Source organism: Martelella mediterranea DSM 17316 (assembly GCF_002043005.1).
Taxonomy (GTDB): Bacteria; Pseudomonadota; Alphaproteobacteria; order Rhizobiales; family Rhizobiaceae; genus Martelella; species Martelella mediterranea.
The window spans coordinates 2,997,739-3,015,569 of sequence record NZ_CP020330.1 but is presented as its reverse complement, the minus strand read 5'-3'; the positions used below and the strand labels follow the sequence as shown (position 1 = coordinate 3,015,569).

Genomic DNA, 17,831 nt, shown 5'->3' with positions numbered 1-17,831 from the left:
GCCGCTATCCCCGTTTACGTCGGTTCCAGCGATCGTGATACCAGAGCCACTGCTCGGGATATTCCCGCACCCAGCTTTCAACCTTGTCGTTTAGCACCTGGGCGGTCGCCGGTATATCGATCGCGCCTTTTTCATTGCGCGGCAGCGTGATTTCGTCTTCCAGCACCAGACGGAAGCGGTTGTTCGGCAGGCGGATGCAGCGCGCGGGATAGATCGCACAGTCGAACTGGCGGGCAAGCTTGCCGAGCAGCGGGTTGGTCTGCACCTCCTGCCCGAAGAAGGTCGAGTGCGTGCCGCGCTTGAACTTCTGGTCCACCAGCACGCCGACGCCGCCGCCCTGATCAAGCGTTCCCGCCAGCGCGAAGGCCGATCCCGCATGGGACGGCACCAGATCGCCCATGCGCTTGCGCCGGAAACGGAACACCTTCTTGGCGATATAGGGGTTGTTCGGCGGGCGGAACAGCACCGAGACATGGAGGTTGAAGGACGCCGCGGCGACCGGCAGCAACTCGAAATTGCCGGTATGGGCGGTGAACACGATGAACGGCCGATCGCGATCGAGCAGCGTCAGAAACCGCTCCACACCCTCAACCTCGATCCGGCCATGGCTGTCGGCCTCCGGATCAAAGTCAAACAACTCGTCGAGAAACACATATTCCGCGGCCAGTCGTCCGATATGGCCCCAGCTTGCAATCGCGATGCGCTCGATCTCGGACTCATCCTTTTCCGGCAAAGCCTTCCGCAGGTTTTCGAGAATCAGCTTGTGGCGGCCGGTATGGGGTCCGATTCTGCGCATCACCCAATCGGCAAAGCGGATCGAACCATCCGCCGGAAACAGCTTGAGCACCGAAAGCAGCGCGAAAATCAGATAGGCCACCAGCCATTGCTGGAACTGGCGGGCTTTCAGAACGACGCGGGTTATGAAGGATTTCAACGGATCGGGCCCATATTAGAACTTTGCGGCGCAAATGCCGCGCGTCCGTCTTTTATCGGCGAAAGTCGCTGAAGCCAAGTCGCGATCAACCCTCGACCTTGAGCACGATCTTGCCAAAGACCTGACGCGTTTCCATGCGCTCCAGCGCCTTGTCGATGCCGTCGAAGTCTACCAGCGTATCGATCACCGGATGCACCACGCCCTGCGCCATCTTCTGCATGGCGTTTGCCATGTTTTCCATGCGGCAACCGAACGAACCGAGCAGCTTGAGCTGCTGCTGGAACAGCATCATCAGGTTGATGTTGGTGGAAACGCCCGAGGTCGAACCGCAGGTGACCAGCCGGCCGCCCCGCTTCATCGCCAGCATCGAGCCCGCCCATGTATCGGCGCCGACATGTTCGAACACGACGTCGACGCCCTTCTTCTTCGTGAGCTTGCGCACCACGCCCTCAAACCGGTCCTCGCGATAGTTGATGACATGATCGGCGCCGAGTTCGCGGGCCTTTTCCATCTTGTCTTCCGAGCCCACCGTGGTGATCACGGTGCAGCCCGTCTTCTTGGCAAGCTGGATCGCCGCCGAGCCGATGCCAGAGCCGCCGGCATGGACCAGTATCGTCTCGCCCGGCTGGAGCTTGGCGTTATCGAACAGCATATGCTCAACGGTGCCAAAGGTGACGGGCGCAAGGGCCGCCCCGATCGTGTCCACACCGGGGGGGGCTGCCACGAGCTGGCGGGCGGGGATGTTGATCTTCTCCTGCGCGAAGCCGTCGAGATGAAAGCCGTGAACACCGCCGACATGTTCGCACAGATTGTCACGGCCCTCGCGACAGGCCTTGCAGCGCCCGCAGATGCGCGCGCCATAGATCGCCACCAGATCGCCGGGCAGCACGTTCGATACCCCTGCGCCGATCGCCTCGACCACGCCCGAGGCTTCCGCGCCGATCGTCAGCGGCAGCTTGCGCTTGGCGAACGCCATGCCGCGCCAGCCCCAGACATCGATATGGTTGAGCGCGACCGCCTTCAAACGCAGCGTCACCTCGCCGGGCGCCGGCGCGTCGGGCTCGGCCACGTCGCGCAATTCGATCTTGCGGTCATCGGTCAGCTGCAAGGCGCGCATGGGTCATTCCTTCATATTCAATATGTTAGATCTACTAACTAAACTAGACTGTCAAAAGAACAGGCTCACGCCGGTTCTCGCGTCATCACCAGGCAGGCATTCTGGCCGCCGAATCCGAACGAATTGGACAACACGGACGCGACATTCGCCGATCGCTTCACATTCGGCACCACATCGAGCTCGATCGTCGGATCAGGATTGACATGGTTGATGGTCGGCGGCAACACGCCGGTCTGCATCGACTGGAACGAGAACACCGCCTCGACGGCCCCTGCCGCTGTCAGCGTATGGCCGATCATCGACTTGTTGGACGAAAGCGGTATCGATTTCAGCCGCTCGCCGAAGACGGCGTTGAGCGAGGAATATTCCATCTTGTCGTTTTCCGGCGTCGAAGTGCCATGGGCGTTGATATAGTCGATGCCGTCGATATCGAGGCCCGCATCTTCCAGCGCCGCGCGCACGGTCGCGATCGCCGGCGCGCCATCGGGCGAGGACCGGGTGCGATGGAAATGGTCGGCCTTTTCGCCGCAGCCGCGCACGATGCCGTAGACCTTCGCGCCACGGGCGACGGCGGAGGCGAGCGATTCGAGGATCAGCGTTGCCGCGCCCTCGGCGATCACGAAGCCATCGCGATCCTTGCTGAAGGGCTTGGAGGCCTTCTCCGGCGGGTCGTTCTGGGTGGAAAGCGCCGACAGCAGCGAGAAGCGCACCAGCGATTCAGCGCTGACGGAACCGTCGGTGGCAACCGTCATGGCGCGCTCCGTGCGGCCCTGGCGGATCGCCTCGACGCCGAGCTGGATCGCGGTCGCGCCCGAGGCGCAGGCCGTCGATGTCGTCACCGGCAGGCCGCGCGTGCCGAACTTGTCGGCGATCCGCTCCGAGATCGAGCCGAACAGCACCGCTTCGTGAAACGCGGGATCGCCCTTCTCGCGCATCGCGGCGAGGAAGCGGACATAGGCGTCATTGTCTTCCACAGGCGGACCGGAGCGATCGGTCAGCGCGAAACGCATCGACCATTCGGGCTCCACCGGCGGGGCCGCCAGAAACAGCGGCGCATCGAAATCGCCGGAAAGGCCGGCTGCGGCAAGCGCCTCCTCGATGGTCGCCTCGGCGAAGGCATAGGACCGCGAGACGGCATTGTCTTCCGACGGAATGAAATCCACCGTGCCGGCAATGCGGGTGGAAAGATGCTCGGTCGGAAACCGCGAGATCTGATGGATCCCCGACACGCCTTCCGTCAACTTCTTCCAGTTGTCCTCAAGGCCGCGACCGAGCGAGGTCACCACGCCCATGCCGGTGACGGCGACGAGCGGGCGACCGAGATGATCTGTATAGGCATTGCTCATCTGTCCGGTCCTTCCTTATTTCTCGGCCGAGAGCACGGCGACGCCCTCGCCGCGCTGATGGCCGACAGTGGTTACCGCGATCTTTTCCGCCGGGGCCGACATCGGCTGCTCGCCACCGGAATTGAAGACGGGAAGCACGGCCTGTTTGTCGAGCGCCAAGGCTGCGAGCGCGATCCCGAGCGTGAAATTCGCTTCCATGGCATGGCCGGTGACACCGGTATAACCGCGTAGCGGCGCTGACGGGAAATGTTCTTTCACGAAAGCGGCCTCGCGCATCGTGATGTCGGTGAGGCCGGTCGCGCCGGAAAGGATCGCCTCGTTGGACGCGCCCGTAAACCCGGCATCCTTGAACAACCGCTCGAGCCGCTGTTCGAAACGGCCGTCGTCGCGCTTGCCGCGATCGCCTTCGACGCCGGAAAGTACTGCATAGATATGCGCGCCGCGGGCTTCGGCATGTTCGCGCGATTCCAGCACCACGAAGGCGCCGACCGTGCCCATGATCATGCCGCCGTCTTCATTCGCAGGCCGGTCCCAGAGCGGGGCCCAGTCTCCGCGCGAAAGCGCGTGCACCGATTCCATCATCAGCAGGATATCGCGGCGTTCGGCGACGAATGAGCCGCCCACCAGCGTATGGCTCGACTGGCCAGCCAGAATGCGCGCGTAAGCGGTCGCGACGGCGGAAATGCCCGCCGCTTCCTCGCCCATGAAGGTGCGCGAGGAGCCGGCAACCTTGTGCACGATGGAAATATTGCCGGCAACCAGATTGGCGAGCTGGGCCAGAAACAGCGTCGGACGCAGTTCGGTGGTCAGCTTCTCGTTCAGCAGGATCTCGCGATCATTGCGCTGGCGCGCCTCGTTGACGATCAGGCTGTCGACGGCGATATCGCGCTCGCCGCCGCCGGCCGCGACGATCATGTCCATCGTCGCGCAAAGCTCTTCGTTTTCTTTCATGCCCGCATCGTCGAGCGCGAGGCCTGCGGCATAGACGCCGAGGCGCTGCCAGTTTTCCATCTGGCGCTGGTCGCCGCGCTTGGGGATCTGGTCCTTCCAGTCGATTTCCGGCAGCGGATGGACCGGATAAGGCGCGCACACCTCGGAATCGATCCGGACTTCAGGTTGGCCGCCGGTGAGCATCGCGACGTGGGGCTCGATGCCGACGCCGAAACTCGTGACCAGACCAATACCGGTCACGACCACATCATTGGAGGATTTCGCCATGTCAGGACCTCTCCGCGGCCTGCCCGGCGATTGCCGCAAACAGGCCGACTTCCTCGGCGCGCCGCTTCACGAGCGGCGCTAGTTCATTGTCATCGAACGACATCGTGCGGAATTTGAGCTGGGCGCTCGCGATCGGCTTTCCGCCGGACGCGATCTTCGCCTTGGTAACGGCAAAGCCAGAGCCCTCGTGCTCCAGTTGCGCTTCGATATCGAGCACCGCATTGGGCGCGACGAAGCCGCGCAGCTTGGCGCTGTCGACCATCATCAGGAACGGCATCGCCGTGCAGTCATTGATGCCGAGCAGCAGCATGCCGGATGCCTGCGCCATGGTTTCGATCAAAAGCACGCCCGGAACGAGCGGCATGCCCGGAAAATGCCCCTCGAATACCGGGCTTTTCTCCGGAACCGTGGAACGCGCGACGATCGTCCCGGCGTTGATATCCGCCGACACGATCCGATCAATCATCTGGAAATATTCAAGCAGCATTGAATGCTTTCAGCCCCTGCATCAGTTCCGCAGCGAAGCCAGGCGGGCTGAGATGCCGGTCATAAAGCCGACCGCCCTTAAGACTGCTTTGCCGCTCTCAGCTCGTCGATCTTGGCGCAGAGATTCTTCAAAATGAAGTACTCGTCCGCATCGACCTTGCCCTCGTTGACGTCCTGCGTCCACTTTTCGAGCGGGATCTTGATACCGAATTCCTTGTCGATCGCAAAGACGATATCGAGGAAATCGAGGCTGTCGATGCCGAGATCGTCGATCGTATTGCTTTCCGGCGTAATCTGGTCGCGGTCGATTTCGCTCGTTTCCGCGATGATATCGGCAACTTTATCAAATGTAGCGCTCACGCCTATTACCTCTTCATCTTTCAAGTGTGCCCTCCTCATAGGCAATGATTGGCGAAAAGCCAATGGCCACAGGTTGCACGAGGGCAATTTTTCGATTGTAATACCCTTGGTATAACTCAGACGGCCGCCGAATGGCGACCCTTGCCGCGCCCAAGATAGGTATCGAAAACCGCAGCAACAGAGCGCGCGAACGGAAAAGCCTCATTTTTCAGCCGAAATCCGAACCGGTCATAGTCACAGACCTCAGGATTTTCGCGGGCATAGGCTTGGGCCTCGGCGATGATTTCGTCCGTTCCGGCATCGAATCGCGCTTTCAGCTCGCAGGCGGAAAAGCCATAGGCGCACATGATTCTCTCGATCACGAAGGCGCGCGCGCGATCCTCCGGCTGAAGAGCAACGCCGCGAACCACCGCCAGATCGCCGCTTTCGACCATGCGTCGATATTCACCGGTCGCCGGCATGTTCTGCCAGTAGCCCTCAGGCAACTGGCTGATCGACGAAGCGCCAAGCCCGATCAGCGCATCGGCGCTTTCATCGGTGTAGCCCTGGAAATTGCGCCGCAGCCTGCCGGTGCGGGCCGCCTTGGCAAGCGTGTCACCGGCAAGCGCGAAATGATCGATGCCAATCGGCTCATAGCCGGCCTCGGCAAGCATCTCGGCCGCCAGCGACATCTGGCGGAAACGTTCCTCCGCATCCGGAAGCGCATCCTCGGGAATCAGCGCCTGATGCTTCTTCATCCACGGCACATGGGCATAGCCGAACAGCGCAATCCGGTCGGGTTTCAGGCTGATGATATCGGCGACGGTCTTCGCCATCGTATCGAGCGTCTGATACGGCAGGCCGTAGAGCAGGTCGCAATTGACGGACCTCACGCCCCGCTTGCGCATCGCCGCGATCACCTCGGCCGTCTGTTCGAAGGTCTGCAGGCGGTTGATGGTCTTCTGCACCTTGGGGTCGAAGTCCTGAACGCCGAGGCTTGCCCGCGTCACCCCAATTTCGGCCAGCGCATCATAGCGTGCCTCGTCAAGATCGTTCGGATCCATCTCGACGCTGATCTCGGCATTCTCGGCGAACGTGAAGGCGGCCCGTAGCCAGCCCATCAGGCGATGCATGTCCTCGGGCTTCAGCATGGTCGGCGAGCCGCCGCCCCAATGCAGGCCGGTCACGATTACATCGGGCGACACCAATCGCCCCATGGTCTCTATTTCGCACTTCAGGCTTTCGAGATAGGCCGCGACGGGCTCGTATTTGAGGGTGTGCTTGGTGTGACAGGCGCAAAACCAGCAAAGCCGGTCGCAATAGGGAACATGCACGTAAAGCGAGAGCGTCTGGCCGGCGCCAAGCGCCGTAACCCATTGTCTCGCCGTTGTCGGATCCACCCCGTCATGGAAATGCGGGGCCGTCGGGTAGCTGGTGTAACGCGGAACCGGCTCCGAAAACCTGGCCAACAATTGTTGTTGCGACGTCATGACGCGCCCCTTCCTGACTGATAATGCGAACGGGATAGCCCCTTGGGGCGGTCGCAGCTTTGACTTTGATCAAGTTTGGTTGCAGAGTAGCTGTGTACGAACGAATGCAGTTGTGGCGGGCACGAAGACATATCGTTCGACATCGCAGAGTTGAATTCAGGTGGTTCCGCGCCACGGCGAATCGAGAACACGCTATGACCGACAACACCCATAGATCCTATGAGGGCGACGACATTGTTCCGCACGTATGCCGTGCGTGCGAGTCGCGGCATGGCGGCATCTGTTCTGTCCTGACGCACGAGCAACTGGTGCAGCTCAACAAGCATTCTTCGCGCCGGACGATCGAGGGCGGAGCGGAAGTTGTCGGGCAGGGCGAAAGCGTCGGCAGTTATTCCAACATCCTGCGCGGCGTGGTGAAGCTTTCCAAGATGATGGCCGATGGCCGCCAGCAGATCGTCGGCCTGCAGTTCGCGCCCGATTTCATGGGTCGCCCGTTTTCGCACGAGAGTGCGCTGACCGCCGAAGCGGCGACGGAAACGGAAATATGCGCCTTCCCGCGCGCCGCGCTGGAACGGATGATCGAGCAGTCGCCTGAACTCGAGCACAAGCTTTACAACCAGTCGCTGAAGGAACTCGATGAAGCCCGCGACTGGATGCTCACGCTTGGCCGCAAGAGCGCGCGCGAAAAGGTCGCCTCATTTCTGTATCTGATTGCCACCCATATCGACCCGCTTGCCGATGATGGCTTCACCTTCGACCTGCCGCTGTCGCGCGCCGACATCGCCGATTTTCTCGGGCTGACCATCGAAACGGTCAGCCGCCAGATGACCAAGCTGCGCAATGAGAAGATCATCATCGTCGAAAACAACCGCCATGTCAGCGTGCCGGATATCGACAGGCTGAGCGCGGCCGCCGGCAACGACTGATTCTCGATATCAGTCGCCGATCACCACCGTTACGTTTTCCAGCCCCATCGTCTGCGCGAGTTCGAACAGCAGCGCCGCATTGTCCGGGTGAAGGCGCACACAGCCATGCGAGGCGGGACGGCCAAGCCGCGCCAACTGGTCCGTGCCGTGCACGGCATAGCCGTGATGAAAGAAGATCGCGTAGGGCATCGGCGCATTGTTGTATTTGCGCGAGCGGTGGTTCTTCGACAGCCATTCCGCGCCATATATGCCGCGCGGCGTCGAATAGCCCCCTGCCCCGGTCGAGACCGGCCATTCATAGCGCTCATGGCCGCCAATGATGACCTTCATGGTCTGGGTCGTCAGGCTGACGGCCGCCACCACCTTGCCTGGATCGAAAATCTCGTCGCCGGATTTGCGGGCGGCATTCGCAGCCGACGCCGCGCCAAGCAACACCAGTAACGCCAACAGTATGTTACGCATATCCACCCCCGACACACATATGTTTCTAATGAACGATATGTGCAGCGGGGGTTACTATCAACGCGATACTGATTTTAAGGTAAACACAACCGGCACAAGACCGGTCTGTTCCTGCGTCAGGGCGCGAGCGTGGCGGCGATCAGGTCGACGACCTTCTCCGCCTCGATGGTCATCGCCACCTTCTGCTCGGTCTTGTCGTCCCACGGGCTCGGGCCGAACGCCCGGCCTGCGGGCTTCTGCAACGTCAGACCATCGGCAACGCCGCCGCAGACCACGCGCACGGAGCCAGACCTGAGGCCGAAGAGCTCTGGCGCCACCACATAGGCGCAGGCGCAGCTGTCATGCACCACCATGCCCTCCTCGACCTGTTGGCTGTAGAAATCGATATAGGGGTCGGAAATCCTGGCGAGCAGTTCCACCGCCGGGCCGCCCCGCAGGGCCAGATCCTTCATCATCGTGCGGGTCATCACGGTCTGGAGCGTGACGTCGAGGCCGATAATCACAACCTTCCACGGCGCGGTGAAAACGACATCGGCCGCCTCCGGGTCGCCGTGGATATTGGCTTCCGCGGCCGGCGTCACATTGCCGTTGGTGTCGAAGGCGCCGCCCATAACGACGACCTGCTTGACGAGGCCGGCGATTTCCGGATCGCGCGCCAGCGCCATGGCGAGGTTGGTCATCCGGCCGACGGCAACGATCTCGACCTCGCCGGGATGTTCGCGCACCGTGTCGATGATGAACTGGAAGGCCGGACGCGGATCGAGCGGCACATCTTCGATCGTCTCCGGCACATCGATATCGCCGAGCCCGTTGACGCCATGCACGAATGTCGGCCACGAGGCCATCGGCCGGCCCGGATCGAAGGTCACGTCCGCGCCGCGGGCGACCGGGGCCTTTATGCCGAATTCGCGCTTCAGAAACTGCGCGTTGCGCGTGGTCGTATCGGCGGAGGCGTTGCCGAAAACAGAGGTTATGCCGAGGAGTTCGATATCGGGATGGCGCTCCAGGAAGAGCAGAGCCATGGCATCGTCAATACCGGGGTCCGTGTCGAAAATTACCTTGTGCATGAAAGCGCATCCTGTTCTCGGAAATATGGTAACGGCGTTTGCGCCGGATCGAGAAAGGCCCTACACGATCCGGAGAAAAAAGGAAACGCCGCAGGTCCGCGCGGCGATGGCCCTGCAAAGGATGTTTTCGTGTTTGAAGCCAGTATCGAACTGTTGCTGATCCTGTTCGCGGCCGCCTATATCGCGGGCTTCGTCGATTCGATCGCAGGCGGCGGCGGCCTCATCACCATACCTGTGCTTCTGATTTCCGGCGTGCCGCCGCTGCAAGCGCTTGGCACCAACAAGCTGCAGGGCATGTTCGGCGCGGCTTCCGCCACGATCTCCTATGCCCGCGCCGGCCGGGTGGAGCCGTTGCGGCAATGGCCGATGGCGCTGATCGCGATTGCCGGCGGCGCGCTTGGCGCGCTGGTCGCCACGCTGATTTCCGGCGATGCGCTGCGCGCGGCGCTCCCCTTCCTGCTGGTCGCGATCGGGCTTTATTTCGCGCTGCGCACCGGGCTTGATGACAGCGACCGCGAGAAGCGGCTCTCCACCCCGCTCTTCGCCGCGCTGGTCGTGCCCGCGATCGGCTTTTACGATGGCCTGTTCGGCCCCGGAACCGGATCGTTCTTCATGATCGCCTTCGTCACGCTCGGCGGCTTCGGCATGCTGAAGGCCACCGCCCACACCAAATTCCTCAACCTGTCGACCAATATCGGCGCTTTCGCGGTGTTCATGTTCGGCGGCGCGATCCTGTGGAAGGTCGGGCTGGTCATGGGCCTCGGCCAGTTTCTGGGCGCCCGCACCGGCTCCAATCTCGCCATGAAGAATGGCGCGAAAATCATCCGCCCGCTGCTGGTGCTGTCCTGCATGGCAATGGCCGTCAAAGTGTTCCTGGATGAGAAGAACCCGACCTATCAATGGCTTATGATGCAGTTTTAAGGTGAAGCGGCAGGCCAGCCGCCATGAACACCACCTCCGCCGAGACCGCCGCGATGCGCTGGTTCAAAATACCGGCGGCATCGCGAAAGCGCCGCGCAAGCGCGTTGTCCGGCACGATCGAGAGCCCCACCTCATTGCTGACTACGATCAGCCGGTAGGGACAGCGCCCGACGAAATCGGCAAGCCGCGCGCCTTCGGCCTCGATGTCGCGCTCCGCCAGCAGCAGGTTGCTGAGCCACAGCGTCAGGCAGTCGAGCACCACCACGGGCGCATTCTCCCGCTCCAGAGCTTCGAGACATTCGACAAGCGCGAATGGCGTTTCATGGGTAATCCAGTCGCTGCCGCGATCAGCCCTGTGCCACGCGATCCGCGCCGCCATCTCGGCGTCGTCTCTGTTTTCGGCGGTCGCGATATAATGCAGGCTTCCACCATGCCGGCGGGCCAGCATTTCGGCATGACGGGACTTGCCAGAGCGCGCGCCGCCGAGAACGAGGCAGGCAGCGTTCATCCGGCCGCGCCCGCTCGGCTGTTTGCTCGGAAGGAGAAGGCGCCGGCGGGCGGCAGTTTGGCGAAAGCGGACGATTCGTAGTTCATGGAGGCGTCCGCTGTGTTGATCGCCACGGTCACGATGACCGAACGGGGACCATCCCCGACTGCGGCCCTGCCGGCACGCCGCGATGATAGCGGCGACGGGTCGGCAGTGCAATAACCGTCGCCGGTCAGATCGTGTCGGCGACCTTTTCGGCGATGTCCTCCGGCAGCCAGGCCTTCCAGACATCGGGATATTTGGCGAGGAAATGCCGCGCGCCGGCCTCATTGCCGGCTTCCTCCTCATCCATCCAGGCCAGCACTTCGCTTACCGTGCCGTTGCTCCAGGAGCGCGTATTGAAATAGTTCATCAGTTCGGGATTTTCATCGACGAAATCGCCCGAGATCAGCGTGTAGACGGCTGAGACCGGATAGGTGTTGAGCTTGGGGGCCGGGCAATCCGGCACGATGGTGCAATTGTCCCATTCCTCCTTGCTGAACTCGACGCCGAAGCTGAGCTTGACCATCGGATGATTGCCGAGAAGGGCCGTTGGCGCCCAGTAATAGCCCAGCCACCCTTCCTTGTTCTCGAAGGCCTCGATGATCGATTCGTCGAGGGCGGCGGCGTCCTTCACATCGTGGAGCGCGAAGCCGGCCGCTTCCGCATCGAGCGCGCGGAACAGGTTTTCGGTCGAGGCGCGACAGGCCCAGCCCTCTGGACAGTTGAACACCGCCGGCTTGCCGCCCTCCTCGGCCGGCATGAAAAGTTCCGGATGCTGCAAAGCCTGCTGAACGGTTGTCATGCCGGGATTGGCGTCGAGGATATATTTCGGCATCCACCAGCCCTGCACCCCGCCTTCGTTCAGCAACGCCGCCCCGAAGGCCACGCGCTTGTCGGCGACCGCCTCCTCAAGCGCCGGCGACATGCTTTCGAACCAGAACTCCGGCACGACTTCAGGCTTGCCGTCTTTCGCGATCGAAGCGACGGCGCTGTTGGTGTCGCCCTCGACAAGCGTCACCGTGCAGCCGTAGCCAGTTTCCATGATCAGCTTGTCGACCCAGGCCGCAAGCCCGGCCGAGGGCCAGTTCAACTCGGCGATCGTCAGATCGCGACAGTCGGTCTCGGCTGCGGCGGCTCCGGAAAACAAGGCAACGGCCGAGGCCAGTGACAACGCGACGACACAGGACTTCATTGTTGTTGCCTCCTCCGGTAACCACATTCGGCGGACTGCTGCCGCCAGAGGGCACTACCGCCCAACTCGGTCAAGAATACGTCTGCCGCGCTAAAATAACAAACCGCAAGACGCGGCTTTTGCGGTGAAATCAGACCGGTTTCCGCCTTTATTCGGAAACGCTAACCAACCAGTAACGTTCTGCCGCTAGAACGGGTGTCAGCGGACGGTTGCGCGGCAAATGTCCTCCCGGCTTTATCAGTTTCGCGTTTCCGGGAGTGCCGTTTCAGGTATTGCGTATGCAACCGCCGCGTCGAGCCGAGCTTCGGCTCTAGATTTTCTTCACCACCCAGGAATAGCTGTCTGTCACCACATGCAGCGGCGCCGTAAAGGCGTTGGTGAGCTGCTGGCGCGTCGGCACGATACCCATCAGCGCGGCCATCGACCCTCTTGTCAGGCGCTGAAGGCGACCCGGCGCTTCGGGCGGCGTCTCGGCAACTTTCGTTTCGGGCACGGACGCGGACAAGGGCAAGGCGGCATCCGGGTTTCGCCCGAGCGCGGCATTGACGAGCTCGCCCGGCTCCCGGCAGACGGCGATGATCGTCGGAAAACCGCTGTCCTCATAGACCGAGAGCCTGTTTTCAATCTCGCTGTCGCAGGCCTGGACGGTGGCGTAGCGCGTTTCGGCCATATCGATATAGCTGCACTGGTTCAGGCTGTCATCACAGCCGAAAATCGTCATCGCAATCAACGCCGCCTGCATGAATCACCTCACTCGTTTCAGGGCTGAATACATCTTCCGCGCGAATGCGCCTCAAACAAGGCAGCAGAACGCGAGCGCCGCAAATTTGCGGCGCGGTTTGTGAGCGCTGGTGTTCGATAACAATGACGGCGACCGACTCTAGGCTTCGGCGGCCGCCTCGTCACGTTGCTCCTTCAACAGTTGAAGGGCGACGACGCAGGCGTTCTGCACATGCAGAGACGCAATTCGCGCAGCTTCCTCCGCATCGCGCTTTTCCAGCGCGGCCGCAAGCGCGTCGATCTCGGCAAGGCTTTCGTCGATTCGCGCGGGATGCATCAGCGAGGTGGCGCGCAGGATGTTGATCCGGGAAAACAGGCTTTGCAGCACCTCGCGGGCGAGGTTGTTGCCGCAATTGCCGAGCATGATGTTGTAGAGCCGGCTCTTGGCTTCCAGCACCTCCGCCTTGTCGCCGGAGAGAGCGTGCTCGCGAAGCGCCTCGGCGCCCTTCGAAAATTGCCGTATGGCTTCATCGGAGCCGTTGAGCGCGAATTCCCGCGCCGCGAAGCCTTCCAGCACCCCGCGCAGGGCGTATAGCTCCTTCGCCTCTTCCAGCGAAATGACGGCGACGACGGGTCCCTTGTGGGGAACGATCTCGAGCAGCTTTTCGGCTTCCAGCTTGCGCAGGGCTTCACGCAGCGATGTGCGACTCACGCCGAGCTCTTCGCAAAGCTCCCGCTCCACAAGGCGCGCTCCCGGCTTGTACCGGCCGGAGGTGATTGCCTGACGGACGGCGTTCTCAATCTGTCGACGCAAAGTGTCCGGTTGCAGCGCTGTCCCACGTGAGCTCATCAAGCCTTCCCGTATTACATTATGACTATCCGCCATTAACACGAAACACCGCTGCGCAACAAGCTTTCCGCCGCACACGCCACTCTCGCCCGTTGGCGAAAACGCTACTTCCCGGCGGCCTGATAGTCGGTCTCGCCGACCTCCTCCAGCCAGTCGGTCCTGCCGATCGAGATGGCGGTGTGCAGCAGATAGCTGTCGGCGGCCGCGCCGTGCCAGTGCTTTTCACCGGTAGCGATCCAGACGGTATCTCCGGCCTTGAGTTCCTGGGCAGCCTCGCCTTCCTTGCAGACCCAGCCCTTGCCGGCAATGACGGTCAGGACCTGACCGGTTTCATGAGTATGCCAATAGGTGCGCGCGCCGGGCGAAAAGAACACGTTGTTGATGACGACGCCATCCGTTGGTGGCATCACGGGATCGGCGTGAACCGTCCCGGTGAAAGTATCCGATTTCACTTCCGATGGAGCGCCGGTCTGCCGGCCATGGAAAACCTTCATATCTTCAATCCTTCTCGTGGAGACGAACTTTGCCTGAAATATCGCCGATGGCATCGACGACGCGGTTGCTGATGACATCGCCATAGCCGAGCGCGGTTGCAAGCCCGAAGCTTGCCATCGGCCCGGATGCGTTCAGCGAGGAAACGCCGAGCTCGTGCAGCAGGTCGCAATAGAGCAACACATCCTTGGTCATCAGTTTGGAGGTCAGCCCGCCCTCAAGGTAATCACCGTCGACGATCTTCGGGAAGCGGTTCAGCGTGGCGAAGTTGACGCCGCTGCTGGCGTTCAGCACCTCGAGCAGGCGATGGAGATCGAGACCGGCCTTCTTGCCGGCGACCATCACTTCCGCCGTGGCGGACAGGCTGACGGCATTGAGAAAATTGTTCAACAGCTTGGCGGTGTGGCCCGCGCCGCTTTCGCCCATGAGGATGACCTTTTTGGCGATCAACGCGAAGACCGGCTCAAGCCGCGCGATCGCGCCAGCATCGCCCCCGACCATCAGCGTCAGCGCGGCCTTTTCCGCCGCAACCGCGCCGCCGGAAATGCCGGCGTCGACATAAAAAGCCCCCTTCTCGGCAAATTTCGCCGCGATCCCCCGGGTGGAGGCCGCAGACGCGGTGCTCATGTCGGCGACGATCTGTCCAGGACGGACGTTATCCAGCAAGCCGCCCTCGCCTTCCACGACCTTCTCGATCACCGTGCTGTCGGGCAGGGAAAGAAAAACGATGTCGGCCTGTTCCATGATCTCGCTGGCAGAGGAGGCCCGCGTCGCGCCGAAACGGTCGGCGGCGGTCTCGTCCATATCGAACCCGAGCACCTTGACCCCGCCCGCCACGATGCAGCGGGTCATCCGCCCGCCCATGTTTCCAAGTCCGATAAACCCTACCGTATCGATTGCCATAATGTAGCGACCCTTGCTGAACCTACCGTTTTCAAAATGCGCGACGACCGCACCGGCCATCGTTCCGTGCCGATGAAAGAGTGACGCGAAAACTTATTCCGCCGCGCCGTCCTGCTTTTCCTGCTCTGCGGACCACTCCTTCAGAACAGCGCTCGCGGTTCTGAAGGCGGAAAGTGCTGCCGGCGCGCCGCAATAGACCATCGCCTGCAACAGCACCGCCTGGATTTCCTTCGGCGTAACGCCATTGTTGAGCGCGCCCCTGACATGGACGGCCAATTCATGATGCTGGTTCATCGCGGTCAGCATCGCAAGGTTCAGCATGCTGCGGGTGCGGAACGGCAGCGTTTCATCGCCCCAGACCTCGCCCCAGCAGTATTCGGTCACCAGCCTCTGTGCGGGGCGGTTGAAGGAATCCGCATTTTCCCAGGACTTCTCGACATGCGGGGCGCCCAGCACCGCCTTGCGGTTCCGGAACCCCTTTTCGAACATTTCGCTTTCACTCGGCATGATATCCATTCTCCCCCGCTCCGCGCGGTCGTCCAATTCCCAAAACCACAAGGGCAATCGTCACCGCCCCGCCTCGTCTACCGTCGATATAACGCCGGGCGTCGTCCTTCATTGCGCGTCTTCCGAAAGGAGGCGGTACATCTCAGTGTGATCGGTCGTCGGCGAAACCCCTTCGGCAACCCGGTGCCAGGTATCGATGCCATAGGCGCCGAAGCTCAGTGTGTAACCGACCGATTCCGCAAGCTTGCCCGCGATCGAAAGGTCCTTGTCCATCAGCTTGAGCGAGAAGCCGGAGCCGAAGGTGCCCGAAAGCATGAACTGCTTGACCTTGTTTTCCGACGTATTGCTGCGGCCGCTCGAGGCATTCAGCACGTCGGTCATGACGTCTTCGGCGATGCCGAAACGTTTTGCGACATGCAGCGCCTCGACCGTGATCATCAGCCCGCAGGCCGAGACCAGATTGTTGAGCGCCTTGGCGGCGTGACCGGAGCCGGCGGGCCCGATGAACAGGATCGATTGGCCCATGGTTTCCAGGAGCGGCCGCGCGGCATCCATTTCCGCCTGCTCCCCACCCACAAGAATCGCCAGCGTGCCGTTTTCGGCCCGTTTAACGCCGCCGGAAACCGGCGCATCGAGATAGTGAAGCCCGCGTCCGGCAAGCGTCTCCGCAAGCTCGCGCGAACGCACCGGTTCCGAAGAACTCATGTCGATCACCAGGGCACCAGGCGTCAACCGATCGGCCCAGCCCTCATCCAGCAGAACGGATTCCACGATGGATGAGTTCGGGAGCATGGTGGTCAGAACGTCGAGGTCTTTCGCCGCAGCCTCCGTCAACGGCGCGGCGGAGAGTTTCCCGCAAATCTCCTCGACGCGCGCCGGGTCCGCATCCGCGACATACAGCGTGTGACCGGCTCCCGCGATGCGTGCGCACATCGGCGCGCCCATCATGCCAAGTCCGATGAAACCGACTTTTTGTATGTTCATAACTTGGCCGCCTCGCGTTTCAAGGACCAGAATTCCATTCCCGATACGCCCTCCGTGGCGATGATTTACCGCAATGCCGAAAAGTCGGTGGGCGCGAGAAAGCTGTTTTCGACCCGCGCGACGATCGGCGCCTCGCGTTCGGATTCGGCGCGCGCGGCGATCCAGTCGGCATCCGCCTGGAATGCATTCCAGCGCTTTTCTCGCTCGGCCATGCTGTCCCATTTCAGCAGATAGGTCAGAGCATGGTTGTCGGGGCCGATAGTAGTCGTCCAGAAGCCGATCTGCTCAATGCCGTATTTGTCGAAAAAGCCCAGCGTCGTTGACCGGAAACGCTCGAGAAGCGCCGGCAGGCGACCCGGCGCGCAATAGTAAATCCGGAGCTCCACAATCATTCGAGATTTCCTTCTTTTGGTCGGTTTTGAGTCTATTTTTGCTATGATATTATGTCAATAATACAATCATTGATTTCGCGGTTAAGTCGGCACATTTCACAGACTGAAACTAGCTGCCTGGTAAACGTTCATCCTCATCAAGCCTGACAGCGAAACTGGCCGTTTGCTCGCTGAATGCCGGATAGCGGTTCATCACCTCGGGATCGTGCCCGGGCACGATATGGCTGTCCCTGCCCGCCAGCTCCTTCAGCCGCTGGTAGCCAACGACCGTGTCGGAAACGCTGTCGCAGGTCGGAAACACCCGCCCCGTCTGGAAGTGCTGGTAGAGATGGCTGGCATCGGATGCGAGCACCACGGGACCGCGTTTGGTCTCAACCCGCACGCATTGCAGGCCGTGAGAGTGGCCGCCGATGTGATGGACCGTCACGCCCGGGAAAAGCTCGCGATCGCCCAGGCAGAACGACACCTTGCCGGCATAGGTGCGCCGGACCATGCCGACGACATCGTCAACCTCGTAGGGGTGGTTGAGGAAATGATGGCACATGCAGGGGCCGGTCGCGTAGCGCATCTCGCTCTCCTGCATGTAGAAGCAGGCATTCGGGAACAGGTCGTTATTGCCGGCGTGGTCGTAATGCATATGCGTGGTGATCACATGCTCGACGGCGTTGAAATCCACGCCGACGGCCGACAAAGCCGTATGGACCGGCGTAATGAGTTCACGGCCGCGCCTTGTGCCCGATTGCGGATTGAAACCGGTATCGACAACGATGGTGCGCGCCTCGTTACGGATCACCCAGACATAATAATCGATCGGCATCGAGTGGTCGTGGGCATCGCCGCCGATGAAGTTCTGCGACGCCGGACGGTCGTTGCGGGCGTATTTCAGTGCCAGGATTTCATATCTATCGGTCATGCTGCTCTCGCTTCAACGATTCATTTTGCCCGCGCGGAAACGC

21 protein-coding genes are annotated in these 17,831 nt (G+C 61.6%); 2 read left to right on the top strand and 19 right to left on the bottom strand.

Annotation, left to right across the window (positions count from 1 at the left end):
* Positions 1-4 precede the first annotated feature (4 nt).
* From Mame_RS14095 to hemN, 7 genes are all read right to left on the bottom strand, one after another.
* Positions 5-934: a lipid A biosynthesis lauroyl acyltransferase gene (locus Mame_RS14095; protein ID WP_018063122.1), complete on the bottom strand. Its 930-nt coding sequence runs from the start codon at positions 932-934 to the stop codon at positions 5-7.
* 85 nt (positions 935-1,019) lie between these two features.
* Complete coding sequence (locus Mame_RS14090; RefSeq protein ID WP_018063121.1) at positions 1,020-2,051, bottom strand: zinc-binding dehydrogenase; 1,032 nt, start codon at positions 2,049-2,051, stop codon at positions 1,020-1,022.
* 65 nt (positions 2,052-2,116) lie between these two features.
* Positions 2,117-3,397 carry a beta-ketoacyl-ACP synthase gene (locus Mame_RS14085; protein ID WP_018063120.1) on the bottom strand — a complete coding sequence of 427 codons (1,281 nt, stop codon included), beginning with the start codon at positions 3,395-3,397 and terminating at the stop codon, positions 2,117-2,119.
* A gap of 15 nt (positions 3,398-3,412) precedes the next feature.
* Positions 3,413-4,615 carry a beta-ketoacyl-ACP synthase gene (locus Mame_RS14080; RefSeq protein WP_018063119.1) on the bottom strand — a complete coding sequence of 401 codons (1,203 nt, stop codon included), beginning with the start codon at positions 4,613-4,615 and terminating at the stop codon, positions 3,413-3,415.
* Between the two features lies 1 nt (position 4,616).
* Positions 4,617-5,102, bottom strand: coding sequence for a 3-hydroxyacyl-ACP dehydratase FabZ family protein (locus Mame_RS14075; RefSeq protein ID WP_018063118.1), 486 nt, complete (start codon positions 5,100-5,102; stop codon positions 4,617-4,619).
* 77 nt (positions 5,103-5,179) lie between these two features.
* On the bottom strand, positions 5,180-5,467 hold the full coding sequence (locus tag Mame_RS14070) for an acyl carrier protein (RefSeq protein ID WP_085986543.1): 288 nt from the start codon (positions 5,465-5,467) through the stop codon (positions 5,180-5,182).
* A 110-nt stretch (positions 5,468-5,577) separates the two neighbouring features.
* Positions 5,578-6,930 (bottom strand): oxygen-independent coproporphyrinogen III oxidase, encoded by a 1,353-nt coding sequence (gene hemN / locus Mame_RS14065; RefSeq protein WP_033409397.1) that lies wholly within the window; start codon positions 6,928-6,930, stop codon positions 5,578-5,580.
* Positions 6,931-7,124: 194 nt separating this feature from the next.
* Between hemN and Mame_RS14060 the strand changes: the two genes are divergently transcribed.
* Complete coding sequence (locus tag Mame_RS14060; protein ID WP_018063115.1) at positions 7,125-7,856, top strand: Crp/Fnr family transcriptional regulator; 732 nt, start codon at positions 7,125-7,127, stop codon at positions 7,854-7,856.
* A 9-nt stretch (positions 7,857-7,865) separates the two neighbouring features.
* Here Mame_RS14060 and Mame_RS14055 read toward each other — a convergent pair whose 3' ends face one another.
* On the bottom strand, positions 7,866-8,318 hold the full coding sequence (locus Mame_RS14055; RefSeq protein WP_026173191.1) for a L,D-transpeptidase: 453 nt from the start codon (positions 8,316-8,318) through the stop codon (positions 7,866-7,868).
* Positions 8,319-8,434: 116 nt separating this feature from the next.
* Positions 8,435-9,385: a nucleoside hydrolase gene (locus tag Mame_RS14050; RefSeq protein ID WP_026173190.1), complete on the bottom strand. Its 951-nt coding sequence runs from the start codon at positions 9,383-9,385 to the stop codon at positions 8,435-8,437.
* 129 nt (positions 9,386-9,514) lie between these two features.
* On the opposite strand from Mame_RS14050, the gene Mame_RS14045 reads away from it, so the two are divergent.
* Positions 9,515-10,306: a TSUP family transporter gene (locus tag Mame_RS14045; RefSeq protein WP_026173189.1), complete on the top strand. Its 792-nt coding sequence runs from the start codon at positions 9,515-9,517 to the stop codon at positions 10,304-10,306.
* On the opposite strand, the gene cobU is transcribed toward Mame_RS14045, so the two are convergent.
* From cobU to Mame_RS13995, 10 genes are all read right to left on the bottom strand, one after another.
* The gene (gene cobU / locus Mame_RS14040) at positions 10,290-10,814 is read right to left on the bottom strand and encodes a bifunctional adenosylcobinamide kinase/adenosylcobinamide-phosphate guanylyltransferase (RefSeq protein ID WP_018063111.1); all 525 of its coding nucleotides are present in this window, start codon (positions 10,812-10,814) and stop codon (positions 10,290-10,292) included. The genes Mame_RS14045 and cobU overlap by 17 nt on opposite strands.
* Positions 10,815-11,025: 211 nt before the next feature.
* A complete protein-coding gene (locus tag Mame_RS14035) occupies positions 11,026-12,027 on the bottom strand; it encodes a glycine betaine ABC transporter substrate-binding protein (RefSeq protein WP_018063110.1) in 1,002 nt (333 codons plus the stop codon).
* 310 nt (positions 12,028-12,337) lie between these two features.
* Complete coding sequence (locus Mame_RS14030; protein ID WP_018063109.1) at positions 12,338-12,769, bottom strand: hypothetical protein; 432 nt, start codon at positions 12,767-12,769, stop codon at positions 12,338-12,340.
* 138 nt (positions 12,770-12,907) lie between these two features.
* Positions 12,908-13,597: a GntR family transcriptional regulator gene (locus tag Mame_RS14025; protein ID WP_026173188.1), complete on the bottom strand. Its 690-nt coding sequence runs from the start codon at positions 13,595-13,597 to the stop codon at positions 12,908-12,910.
* A 104-nt stretch (positions 13,598-13,701) separates the two neighbouring features.
* Positions 13,702-14,091, bottom strand: coding sequence for a cupin domain-containing protein (locus tag Mame_RS14020; protein WP_018063107.1), 390 nt, complete (start codon positions 14,089-14,091; stop codon positions 13,702-13,704).
* Positions 14,092-14,095: 4 nt separating this feature from the next.
* Positions 14,096-15,052 carry an NAD(P)-dependent oxidoreductase gene (locus Mame_RS14015; RefSeq protein WP_018063106.1) on the bottom strand — a complete coding sequence of 319 codons (957 nt, stop codon included), beginning with the start codon at positions 15,050-15,052 and terminating at the stop codon, positions 14,096-14,098.
* A 33-nt stretch (positions 15,053-15,085) separates the two neighbouring features.
* On the bottom strand, positions 15,086-15,499 hold the full coding sequence (locus Mame_RS14010) for a carboxymuconolactone decarboxylase family protein (RefSeq protein ID WP_026173186.1): 414 nt from the start codon (positions 15,497-15,499) through the stop codon (positions 15,086-15,088).
* A gap of 108 nt (positions 15,500-15,607) precedes the next feature.
* On the bottom strand, positions 15,608-16,483 hold the full coding sequence (locus Mame_RS14005) for an NAD(P)-dependent oxidoreductase (protein ID WP_018063104.1): 876 nt from the start codon (positions 16,481-16,483) through the stop codon (positions 15,608-15,610).
* A 65-nt stretch (positions 16,484-16,548) separates the two neighbouring features.
* Complete coding sequence (locus Mame_RS14000) at positions 16,549-16,875, bottom strand: NIPSNAP family protein (protein WP_018063103.1); 327 nt, start codon at positions 16,873-16,875, stop codon at positions 16,549-16,551.
* 109 nt (positions 16,876-16,984) lie between these two features.
* Positions 16,985-17,788, bottom strand: a complete 804-nt coding sequence (locus Mame_RS13995; protein ID WP_018063102.1) for an N-acyl homoserine lactonase family protein — start codon at positions 17,786-17,788, stop codon at positions 16,985-16,987.
* Positions 17,789-17,831 lie beyond the last annotated feature (43 nt).

Coding starts and splice junctions, on each gene's coding strand:
- Mame_RS14075 (WP_018063118.1), bottom strand. CDS start 5,102: ATGCTGCTTGAATATTTCCAGATGATTGATCGGATCGTGTCGGCGGAT.
- Mame_RS14060 (WP_018063115.1), top strand. CDS start 7,125: ATGACCGACAACACCCATAGATCCTATGAGGGCGACGACATTGTTCCG.
- Mame_RS14020 (WP_018063107.1), bottom strand. CDS start 14,091: ATGAAGGTTTTCCATGGCCGGCAGACCGGCGCTCCATCGGAAGTGAAA.
- cobU (WP_018063111.1), bottom strand. CDS start 10,814: ATGAACGCTGCCTGCCTCGTTCTCGGCGGCGCGCGCTCTGGCAAGTCC.
- Mame_RS14085 (WP_018063120.1), bottom strand. CDS start 3,397: ATGAGCAATGCCTATACAGATCATCTCGGTCGCCCGCTCGTCGCCGTC.
- Mame_RS14000 (WP_018063103.1), bottom strand. CDS start 16,875: ATGATTGTGGAGCTCCGGATTTACTATTGCGCGCCGGGTCGCCTGCCG.
- Mame_RS14055 (WP_026173191.1), bottom strand. CDS start 8,318: ATGCGTAACATACTGTTGGCGTTACTGGTGTTGCTTGGCGCGGCGTCG.
- Mame_RS14025 (WP_026173188.1), bottom strand. CDS start 13,597: ATGAGCTCACGTGGGACAGCGCTGCAACCGGACACTTTGCGTCGACAG.
- Mame_RS14010 (WP_026173186.1), bottom strand. CDS start 15,499: ATGCCGAGTGAAAGCGAAATGTTCGAAAAGGGGTTCCGGAACCGCAAG.
- Mame_RS14050 (WP_026173190.1), bottom strand. CDS start 9,385: ATGCACAAGGTAATTTTCGACACGGACCCCGGTATTGACGATGCCATG.
- Mame_RS14035 (WP_018063110.1), bottom strand. CDS start 12,027: ATGAAGTCCTGTGTCGTCGCGTTGTCACTGGCCTCGGCCGTTGCCTTG.
- Mame_RS14090 (WP_018063121.1), bottom strand. CDS start 2,051: ATGCGCGCCTTGCAGCTGACCGATGACCGCAAGATCGAATTGCGCGAC.
- hemN (WP_033409397.1), bottom strand. CDS start 6,930: ATGACGTCGCAACAACAATTGTTGGCCAGGTTTTCGGAGCCGGTTCCG.
- Mame_RS14030 (WP_018063109.1), bottom strand. CDS start 12,769: ATGCAGGCGGCGTTGATTGCGATGACGATTTTCGGCTGTGATGACAGC.
- Mame_RS14005 (WP_018063104.1), bottom strand. CDS start 16,483: ATGAACATACAAAAAGTCGGTTTCATCGGACTTGGCATGATGGGCGCG.
- Mame_RS14015 (WP_018063106.1), bottom strand. CDS start 15,052: ATGGCCGGTGCGGTCGTCGCGCATTTTGAAAACGGTAGGTTCAGCAAG.
- Mame_RS14080 (WP_018063119.1), bottom strand. CDS start 4,615: ATGGCGAAATCCTCCAATGATGTGGTCGTGACCGGTATTGGTCTGGTC.
- Mame_RS13995 (WP_018063102.1), bottom strand. CDS start 17,788: ATGACCGATAGATATGAAATCCTGGCACTGAAATACGCCCGCAACGAC.